The 9,792-nt window shown below is 48.6% G+C and carries 11 protein-coding genes; 10 read left to right on the top strand and 1 reads right to left on the bottom strand.

The genetic code is table 11. The annotated features are described in order from the left end of the window. Nucleotides 1-18: 18 nt before the first annotated feature. From flhA to BM058_RS15460, 10 genes are all read left to right on the top strand, one after another. Nucleotides 19-2,052: a flagellar biosynthesis protein FlhA gene (gene flhA / locus BM058_RS15415; protein WP_090928120.1), complete on the top strand. Its 2,034-nt coding sequence runs from the start codon at nt 19-21 to the stop codon at nt 2,050-2,052. Further along, nucleotides 2,052-3,188, top strand: coding sequence for a flagellar biosynthesis protein FlhF (gene flhF, locus BM058_RS15420; protein ID WP_090928122.1), 1,137 nt, complete (start codon nt 2,052-2,054; stop codon nt 3,186-3,188). Before flhA ends, flhF begins: the two co-directional genes overlap by 1 nt. Continuing rightward, on the top strand, nt 3,181-4,062 hold the full coding sequence (locus BM058_RS15425; protein ID WP_177195591.1) for a MinD/ParA family protein: 882 nt from the start codon (nt 3,181-3,183) through the stop codon (nt 4,060-4,062). Before flhF ends, BM058_RS15425 begins: the two co-directional genes overlap by 8 nt. Next, complete coding sequence (locus BM058_RS15430) at nt 4,059-5,117, top strand: protein-glutamate methylesterase/protein-glutamine glutaminase (protein ID WP_090928126.1); 1,059 nt, start codon at nt 4,059-4,061, stop codon at nt 5,115-5,117. Before BM058_RS15425 ends, BM058_RS15430 begins: the two co-directional genes overlap by 4 nt. Nucleotides 5,118-5,129: 12 nt before the next feature. Next, nucleotides 5,130-5,765, top strand: coding sequence for a chemotaxis protein CheC (locus BM058_RS15435; protein WP_090928128.1), 636 nt, complete (start codon nt 5,130-5,132; stop codon nt 5,763-5,765). Beyond that, nucleotides 5,762-6,265, top strand: coding sequence for a chemotaxis protein CheD (locus BM058_RS15440; protein ID WP_090928130.1), 504 nt, complete (start codon nt 5,762-5,764; stop codon nt 6,263-6,265). The genes BM058_RS15435 and BM058_RS15440 overlap by 4 nt, the downstream gene beginning before the upstream one ends. Nucleotides 6,266-6,350: 85 nt before the next feature. Continuing rightward, the gene (locus BM058_RS15445; RefSeq protein WP_090928132.1) at nt 6,351-7,121 is read left to right on the top strand and encodes a FliA/WhiG family RNA polymerase sigma factor; all 771 of its coding nucleotides are present in this window, start codon (nt 6,351-6,353) and stop codon (nt 7,119-7,121) included. Between the two features lie 114 nt (nt 7,122-7,235). After that, a complete protein-coding gene (locus BM058_RS15450; protein WP_177195592.1) occupies nt 7,236-8,618 on the top strand; it encodes a DUF342 domain-containing protein in 1,383 nt (460 codons plus the stop codon). Nucleotides 8,619-8,651: 33 nt separating this feature from the next. Next, nucleotides 8,652-8,963, top strand: a complete 312-nt coding sequence (locus tag BM058_RS15455; protein WP_090928136.1) for a hypothetical protein — start codon at nt 8,652-8,654, stop codon at nt 8,961-8,963. Between the two features lie 10 nt (nt 8,964-8,973). Continuing rightward, complete coding sequence (locus BM058_RS15460) at nt 8,974-9,483, top strand: DUF6115 domain-containing protein (RefSeq protein ID WP_143083046.1); 510 nt, start codon at nt 8,974-8,976, stop codon at nt 9,481-9,483. A gap of 36 nt (nt 9,484-9,519) precedes the next feature. Here the strand turns inward: BM058_RS15460 and BM058_RS15465 are convergent. Further along, a partial coding sequence (locus BM058_RS15465; protein ID WP_143083047.1) for an IS30 family transposase occupies nt 9,520-9,792 on the bottom strand: 273 nt, incomplete at its 5' end.

A 9,792-nucleotide genomic window follows, 5' to 3' on the forward strand; every position in this document is an offset into this window, starting at 1 on the left:
AGAAAAAGGAGCATTTAAATGGGTACAAGAGAGTTTTCCGTATTATTTGGTGTTATTTTAATCGTTGTCATGCTCATTATTCCACTTCCTACCTTTATTCTTGATATTTTAATTATTACTAATATCTCTCTTGCCCTTATCATCATTCTCGTTTCGATGAACACGAGAGAGCCGCTCGAGTTTTCCATATTTCCTACATTGCTGCTGCTTGTGACATTGTTCCGGCTCGGGTTGAACGTTTCGACGACCCGCTCCATTCTCGGAGACGCAGAAGCCGGCAACGTTATTAATACGTTTGGTAACTTTGTGGTGGGCGGCAGTCCCCTCGTTGGCTTTGTCGTGTTTTTGATTCTTGTCATTATTCAATTTGTCGTGATTGTAAAGGGCGCCGAGCGGGTATCGGAAGTAGGAGCACGTTTTACCCTCGATGCTATGCCGGGCAAACAGATGAGCATTGACGCGGATCTGAACGCCGGGATGATTTCCGAGCAGCAGGCCAAACAGCGCCGTGAGAAAATCCAGGAAGAGGCGGACTTTTACGGATCAATGGACGGAGCCAGTAAGTTTGTGAAAGGGGATGCGATTGCCGGTATTGTCATCGTCATTATTAATCTTATTTTCGGACTGGTTATCGGTATGGTTGAACACGGCATGGGTGTCACTGATGCGGCGAGTACTTACACACTGCTTACCGTCGGGGACGGTCTCGTAAGTCAGATTCCAGCTCTGCTTGTATCAACGGCGACCGGTATCGTCGTTACCAGAGCCGCATCAGAAGGAAACCTGAGCCATGACGTGACGAGTCAGCTGTTTGCTTTCCCGAAGATGCTGTATATTGCGTCTGCTGCCATATTTCTTCTTGGTCTGCTCACCCCGATAACGGTGCTCCTGACAACCGTTATCGCGGCGGGGCTTGCTTCGATGGCATATTTCATGAGCCGTGTTGAGCAGCCGCCGGAAAAAGAAGAAGAAGAGCCGGAGGAAGCAAGAGAAGATGACGATATGAAGTCACCGGAGAATGTTGTCAACCTGCTGACGATCGATCCGATTGAATTTGAATTCGGCTACGGATTAATTCCGCTTGCTGACGCGAACCAGGGCGGCGATCTTTTGGACCGGGTGGTGATGATACGCAGGCAGCTGGCCCTTGAGCTCGGGATGGTCGTACCGGTTATCCGGATACGGGATAATATACAGCTGCAGCCTAATGAATATGCCATTAAAATGCATGGTAACGATGTCGCTTCCGGAGAACTTCTTCTGGACCACTACATGGCAATGAGTCCCGGGGTGGAAGATGAAAGCATTACAGGAATCGAAACGACAGAACCTGCTTTCGGACTGCCGGCCTTATGGATAGGGGAGGAAATGAAAGAACAGGCGGAACTTTCCGGGTACACGGTGGTGGATCCACCATCGGTTGTATCCACGCATCTGACCGAAATCATTAAAAACCATGCGCATGAACTGCTTGGCAGAGAAGAGGCAAAGCAGCTTGTCGAACATTTGAAAGAAACCTATCCGACCCTTGTGGAAGAAGTGACGCCAAACCCACTTTCACTCGGTGACATTCAGAAGGTGCTGTCCAATCTGCTGAAAGAAAAAATATCGATCCGCAACCTGCCAACAATTTTTGAAACACTTGCCGAATACGGAGCCTTAACAAAAGACATGACATTGGTGACTGAATATGTCAGACAGTCTCTCTCCAGGCAGATAACGAAACAGTTCAGCCCTGACGGGGAGCCATTGTATGTTGTAACGATGAGCGGCCAGGCGGAGAAAAAAATCGCCGAATCGGTCCAGCAGACCGAACACGGCAATTTCCTTGCCATGAATCCCGATGATTCCCAGTCTCTTGTCGAAAATATCGGCCGGGAAGCAGAGCGGTTGTCCGAAATGGGACAGACTCCTGTGCTGTTATGCTCCCCGGCGGTGAGAATGCACATTTCACAGCTCATTGAGCGCTTTCTGCCGCAGGTGCCTGTTCTTTCTTACAATGAGCTGGAACCAAATATTGAAGTGCAGAGTACAGGGGTGGTGAATGCCTGATGAAAGTAAAAAAGTATACAGCGGGAACCATGCCGGAAGCGATGACGAAAATTCAAGCTGAACTCGGTGATGATGCTGTTATCCTGAATTCAAAGCATGTGAATTCGGGAGGGTTTCTCGGTTTATTTATGAAAAAGAATATTGAAGTGATTGCTGCAAAAGAAGAGACGCCTGCGGCTGCCCCTGGACCGCCAAAAAAACAACAGGCGTCCGCGCAGCAGAAAACGGCGCCTTCACAGGCGGCGACCGCTCCCTCAAAAGAAAAGCTTGAAGAAGAAGTACAGGAACTAAAAACAATGGTCAACGGACTCTATGAAAAAAGCCACACCTCCACAACCGGTTATCCTGCACCGATACAAACTGTCGCAGACATGCTGGAAGAACAGGAAGTGGAGGAAGTCTGGACGTATGAACTGCTCAAGCACCTTCTGGGGGAATGGTACCGCAGTTTTGAAGAGGCAGACAGTGAAAACGTGAAAGAGTGGACGGCTTCTTATCTCAGCCGGCTGCTCCCTCAACATATGGGGCCTTCGGCTTCCATGTCGAAAATTATTAATCTGGTGGGGCCTACGGGGGTAGGGAAGACAACAACAGCTGCAAAAATAGCAGCCTACTATCATCTGGAAGAGAAAAAGTCTGTCGCCTTCATTACAACAGACACGTATCGTATTGCCGCCGTTGAACAATTGAAAACCTATGCGGAAATTCTCGACATTCCTGTCGCTGTAGCCTATTCGATTGAAGACTTCCGCGAGGCAAAGGAGCAGTTTGCGGACAAGGATCTTGTCATTGTTGATTCAGCGGGACGCAATTTTACAAATCCGCTCTATGTCAAGGAGCTGGGGAAAATCATCGATTTCGAAGAAGAGATGCAGACGTACCTTGTTCTGGCACTGACGTCCAAATTCAAAGACATGAAAACCATTTATGAGCAGTTTTCGCTTCTTACAATAGACCGATTTGTTTTCACTAAAAAGGATGAAACCGCGACTTATGGAGCTTTATTTAATCTGATGGCGCACACCGGTATCCCGGCGGCTTATATAACTTATGGTCAAAGCGTTCCTGACGACATGGAGGAAGCAGATCATACAAAAGTTATGCAATGGCTCCTGGGGGAGAACGGCAATGAGTGATCAGGCGCAGAATTTACGCAGAGTACTGGAACACAAAGACCGGGAATCCCCGAAAAAGACCAGAGTCATTTCAGTAGTGAGCGGAAAAGGCGGTGTCGGCAAATCCAATTTTTCGGTGAACGCCGGTATAGGACTGGCGCAAAAAGGATATAAGACAGCCTTGTTTGATCTTGATATAGGGATGGCCAATGTGGATATTCTACTGGGTCTTCAGACATCCGGTGATATCGTGGACATGATAGAAAATGACCGCTCCATATGGGATATTATGGAGACAGGACCTGGTGGTCTTCACATAGCAGCAGGAGGATCGGGTCTGAACGATATTTTTGAGATGACCCCGGAAAAAAAGGAACGTTTTTCAAGACAGATGGCCATGCTGGACGGAGTTTTTGACTATATTTTATTTGATATGGGGGCGGGAGCGGACAGGGACAGTTTTCACTTCATTCTTTCCTCTCACGAAGTGATCATTGTTACGACGCCGGAACCAACGTCCATCACCGACGCGTACGCCGTCATCAAACACCTGCACCTCCGTGCGCCTGACCTTGGCTGCTCGATTCTTGTAAACCGAAGTGAAACCAGCAAGGAAGGAAAACAGACGGGGGAAAATCTGCAGCGGGCAGCAAAACGATTTTTAAAAAAAGATGTTGACCTGCTTGCAGCCCTTCCTCAGGATAAACATGTTCTGCAGGCGGTAAAGAAACAGGAGCCGTTTCTGCTTGCTTTTCCGTACACGCCGGCTTCCAAAGCATTACAGACATGCCTGGAACGCGTCGCAGGCAGAAAGAATGCCGAAAGTGATACGGGATCCTATAAACAATTTATCGGCCGATTGAAAGAATTTTTGCTAAAGGGGGGAGGACGGTGATTCGTGTTCTTGTCGTCGACGACTCTGCGTTTATGAGAAAGTTGATCAGTGATTATATCAACGAAGAGACGGACATGACCGCAGCAGGTACCGCCAGAAATGGGAAAGATGCGTTGGAAAAAGTACGGACCGGTAACTTTGATGTCATCACACTCGACGTCGAAATGCCCGAAATGAATGGTATGGAAGCTCTCCGCTCTATCATGGAGACCTGTCCTCATCCAGTCATCATGGTGAGCTCCCTTACGACACAAGGAGCCGAACAGACGATAACAGCCCTTGAACTGGGAGCTGTGGACTTTTTGGCAAAGCCTTCAGGATCCATATCGCTTGATCTTCATCATGTGAAAGAAGAAATGGTTGAAAAAATCAGGACAGCGGCCCAGGTGGATGCAGGAAAGAAAATGGCCCCGTCTGCCCCTGCAATGCAGATAGCGAAGGACGAACCGGATGGTATCTCACTCGACGGCAGGAAGACAGTCGCCATCGCCACATCAACCGGGGGGCCTAAAGCACTGCAGGTTCTCCTATCCGGGCTCCCGGAAGACCTTCCGGCACCGGTGTTTATTGTGCAGCACATGCCGCCTGCTTTCACACAGTCGCTTGCGAACAGGCTGGATCAGCTGAGTCGTCTGCATGTGAAAGAAGCACAAGATGGTGAGGTTGCCAAAGCCGGAACCGTTTATATTGCGCCGGGAGGCAGGCATCTCGCCGTCCGCAGAATGGGACGATCCCTGATTACCGAAGTGCTCGACACACCACCGGTCAACGGCCACCGACCATCGGCGGATGTATTGTTTTCCTCTCTTGCCGGTGTAGATGGTTTCAGTCACGTTGGTGTCGTGCTCACCGGGATGGGGGCAGACGGCGCCACGGGTCTGGCAGAAATGAAAAAGGCTCAGGACTGCCTCCTGATTACAGAATCACAGCGGACATCCATTGTGTACGGAATGCCTAAAGCAGCCCGGCAGCGGGCTGGAGCAGAACACAGCCTGGACATCGGGGATATAGCCGGTTTCTTGTCGGCCTCCCTGCTTCCTGGATTAAACAAATAGGAGTGAAATGTTATGACGGACATTAATCATATTCAGCCGGTGCATCTGGATGTTCTGCAGGAAGCCGGAAATATCGGGGCCGGCAATGCGGCAACCGCCTTATCCCAATTGCTCAACAAAAAAATCGATCTTCATGTTCCTTCTGTCCGGATGGTGGATTTTCAAGCGATGCAGGCCATAGCCGGAGGCGAAGAAGAAGTAGTGGCAGCCGCCTTTTTACGAATAACAGGAGAAGCTCCGGGAAGCATGTTTTTTATTCTGCAGAAAGAAGAAGCCGAGGAGCTTGCTTACACACTGACAGGCAAAAAGGTGAATATTATAGATGATTCATTCGATGAGCTGGCAGCGTCTGCACTTAGAGAACTCGGCAATATTCTGGCAGGAGCATATCTTTCTGCCCTGGCCGATTTTACGGGACTTTCCATGCAGCCGTCGGTACCTTCTCTTGCAGTTGACATGGCAGGAGCCGTCATTAGTGAAGGCCTGCTCGAGGTTTCCACAAAGGGAGATCATGCGATTGTAATCGACACCGAGATGGAAGAGGCAGGTAACAATAATACTGATGCAGTCACCGGGCAGTTTTTCCTGCTTCCCGACCCGGATGCGTTTGAAAAGATATTTAAATCTCTCGGAGTCGAATGGTTATGACAAAATTAAAAGAAGATCAAGTGATAAAAGTAGGGATGGCGGATTGGAAAACCGCTGAAGCTCCGGAAAAACTGCGGACGTCCGGGCTTGGCTCCTGCGTCGGTGTGGTTATTTATGAAGAGAGCCGAAAAATTGCCGCCATGGCCCACATTATGCTTCCGGATTCATCGATGGCAGGAAGCCGTTCGCTGCAGAGAGCAAAATTTGCTGATACGGCGCTCGAAGACGTGCTGGATTGGTTTCAGGAAAAAGGATGCAGATGCCAGCGTCTTCAGGCGAAACTGGCAGGCGGTGCGCAGATGTTTTCGTTTACAGAGGGCAGTGAGATGATGAGGATCGGACCTAGAAACAGCGAAGCAGTAAAAGCTGTTCTAAAGCAGAAAGGCATTCCTGTAAAAGGAGAAGACATCGGTGGCAGCAAAGGACGTACAATTGAATTCAATATAATGGACAGCAGTCTGTTCATCCGAACGGTGAGTCAGGGGAAAACCATCATTTGAGATAGTTTAAAAGAGAGAAAATCAAACGCTGCAGGGGATGGAACAAATCAGAGCAGGACTCATCAACAAAGAGAGGAGGACATTCATGATGAATCCCGGATCATCAGAACACAAAGAGTGGTGGGACAGATGGCTCTACAAGGAAGACGAAACAGCTGCTGATAAATTGGTGGAAGCATATATGCCGCTTGTGAAGTATCACGTGCAGCGCATAGGTTCTGGTCTCCCACGCAATGTTTCCAAAGAAGAACTGATCAGCCATGGAATGAGCGGATTGTACGATGCCATGAAAAAATTCGATGTGTCCCGCAATCTGAAGTTTGATACGTATGCCTCCTTCCGCATCCGGGGAGCCATCATCGACGGGCTGCGGCAGGAAGACTGGATGCCAAGATCCCTCCGTGACAAATCCAAGAGAATAGAAGAAACGATGGAAGAACTGGAGCAAAGACACGGGAGGTATGTCTCTGAAGACGAAGTCGGTCACGTTCTTGATATGAACGGTGAAGAGGTGCGTAAGGTCGTGACGGAGACATTTTTTGCGAATATGCTCTCGATTGATGAAGAAACACCTGAAGGAGAAAGGGAAGAAACATACAGGGCTTCCATTGAAGATACGTCATCCCCGTCTCCGGAAGATATTCTCGTTCAATCCGTTTCTGTGTCAGAGCTGGCAGAAGTTATGGAGCAGCTGTCGGATAAAGAGAAAACAGTTATCGGTCTTTTTTATCAGGAGGAACTGACACTGACCGATATTGGGGAAGTTATGGGCCTTTCCACATCCAGGATTTCGCAGATTCATTCAAAAGCATTGTTTCGATTGAAACAGGCTCTTCTTAAAAAAGATAATCTTTGATATAATCAGAACAATTACAGGATGAAAGATTCAGGACTGTCCTGTTATAAAAAGAAAAATATCCAAAAAAGCCGAACGGCTAAAAGGAAATTTTAAGACAAAAGGCGGATGGATATGGAGACTTACAGAGTTCGTGATTATTTTCAGTTGAAGACAGCAGAAAATAAATTATCTGCTGTCGTAGATGCATTTTCCCCTCCGGAAGATTCTTCCTGGAGCACAGAGGAATGGATGGCTTTCCTGCAGGAAGAAGGGATTACATACGGAATACTGGAAAAAAACATCGAACGGTTAGGCAGCGACCCTCTTTCTGTAGTGTATCCACTGGAGGTTGCCCGCGGTATTCCTCCTGTCAATGGAACTTCCGCTTATATTGAACCTGCACGTTTTGACAAGGGAGAAAAAGAAGAGGAAGATCCGGCGGAAGTGGATTTGAAAAATGTTATCCATATAGCAATGGTGGAAGCTGGAGCATACACCGGCAGAAAAGTAGAGGCAGAGCCCGGGGAAAACGGAACCGGGGTGGATGGAAGTGATCTGCAGGCAAAAGCCGGGAAGGATTTCCCACTTCGGCCCGGAAAAAACACAAGGGTGGAAGGAAACGACATTTATGCTGTACAGGCCGGCCAGGTGAGTGTCCGGAAAAAGACCATTCATGTTAATCCATTATACGAAGTGAAAGGCGACCTCGATCTGAAAACCGGTAATATTGATTTCACCGGCAATATTATGGTCCGCGGAAATGTTCCTTCCGGCTTTGAACTGAAAGCGCAAGGGGATATCCGGGTGCTTGGCACTGTCGAAGCTGCTGTACTGACAGCTTCCGGTTCGATATTTATAAACGCCGGCGTCAACGCCCGGAATAAGGGGAGCATCGAAGCGGGTCACAGCGTTCATGCGACCTATTTGAATGAAGCCGACGTCAGCGCGGGCGCAGATATAGTTGTCAAACAGACGGTTATGCACAGCCGCTGCACAGCCGGCGGCAGTCTGATCTGCAATCAGGGCAGAGGGCTGGTCATAGGCGGAATCATTTCGGCCGTTCATGAAATCAACGTGAACGAAGCGGGTAATTCTATGAACACCCCTACTTCTTTTTATATAGGTGCCACCCATGGATATGTTGAACGTAGAAGGCAGCTTGAACAGGCATTGTATGAAGCGAAAGAAGAGAGCACAAAAGTCTCCGATCTTTTGAAAACGATACAGAGTAAAGAAGAAAACGGCATCTCTCTATCTTCAAAGGAACGTGTTATGAAACTCCGGGCCAGAAACACCCTCGAGGCTGCTAAAGACAAAGCGCGGGACGCGGCCGAAGAGCTGGAGGAATCGGCACATGTTTCCCCGAACCCGGAAAGTGGTATAATAAGAGTGGGAAAAACCCTACACTCCAATGTAGACGTCCATTTCGGTAAATACCGGAGAGTGATGAATAAATCACATGACCGGGCCGTTGTTTTTATGGAGGAAGGAGAAATCACACTGAACGTCACATGATGGGTGATGATATAGTAAAAGGAGGCGGAAGCCATGAGCTGGAAAGCAGTGGAACTTCAGGTCGCCCTCCCGAGAACCCAGGATGCAGGAAAACTTCAAGAGCAGCTTCAACAGCGGGGGCAGGCTGCCCAGGACCGGATGGCAGCTGAGGAGGAAAAAGAACAGGAAAAATCACGAACACAGACGCCCGGCGCGGTCGAGTCGGAACAAAGCCGGCTGCAAAGCGGGGATGGGGAGCGCTTTCCGGTTAGAGAAGAGCGTCTGTCCCATCCGTCCGGAATGGAAGAAGGAAAGAACAGGCTGAATCATCCCTTTAAAGGAAGATTAATCGACATCACAGGTTAGGATGGAAAACATGACCCTTGTAGTACTTGTGTTCAGTTTGGCACTGCATGCTCTCACTTTTTTTGTATTGGTGCGTTTTTATTCGCATGTACAGAATGTTAAAGAAGAAAGTCGTCAGCTGCACGGCATGCGTGAAGATCTGGAAGAGATACTCCGGCAGTATACAGAAGAAATCAAACAGGAAAATCAGGAGCTGAAAGATTCTCTGCATTCCTACGCTGATCAAAACGCCGGATCAGCGGCCGCACATGAAGCACCGGCTCCTGTAGAAAAAGACCCACAACCTCATGCCTTTCAGAAAAGAGCGGAAGAAGCAGTGGAACATGCGGGAACAAAGGAAGCAGAAGACAGTTTCTCCCCGCCTCCGCCACCTGATGAAGATCAGATGGAAACTTCAAACCAGGCCAAAGTACTTTCTCTTTCCGCGCGTGGTTACACGAGAGATGAGATTGCCAAAGAGCTTCAGATCGGCAAAGGCGAAGTGGATTTGTTTCTGAAATTTTACCTTGAATTGCAATAATAAATGCAACAACCACCGAAATTCCATTATCTGTCATTATATAATTGTGGCCAACGCCTGTTCGTATCGGTCATTAGGAGATTGGTATCCCAGGATTTTGCGGGGAAGCGTATTGCACCAGTTCTCGACATAAGCAACGACGGTATCGTCCAGATCGTCGATGGATTTCCCTTTCGGTATAAACCGTCGGATTAACCCATTGTGACGTTCATTCGTGCCTCTCTCACTAGAAGTGTAGGGATGGGTGTAATAGACGTTCACCTGGTCGCAGTCAATGGCTTGCGTCAGCTCGCTGAATTCGGAGCCGTT

It is taken from the genome of Salibacterium qingdaonense, from assembly GCF_900114715.1.
GTDB lineage: Bacteria > Bacillota > Bacilli > Bacillales > Marinococcaceae > Salibacterium > Salibacterium qingdaonense.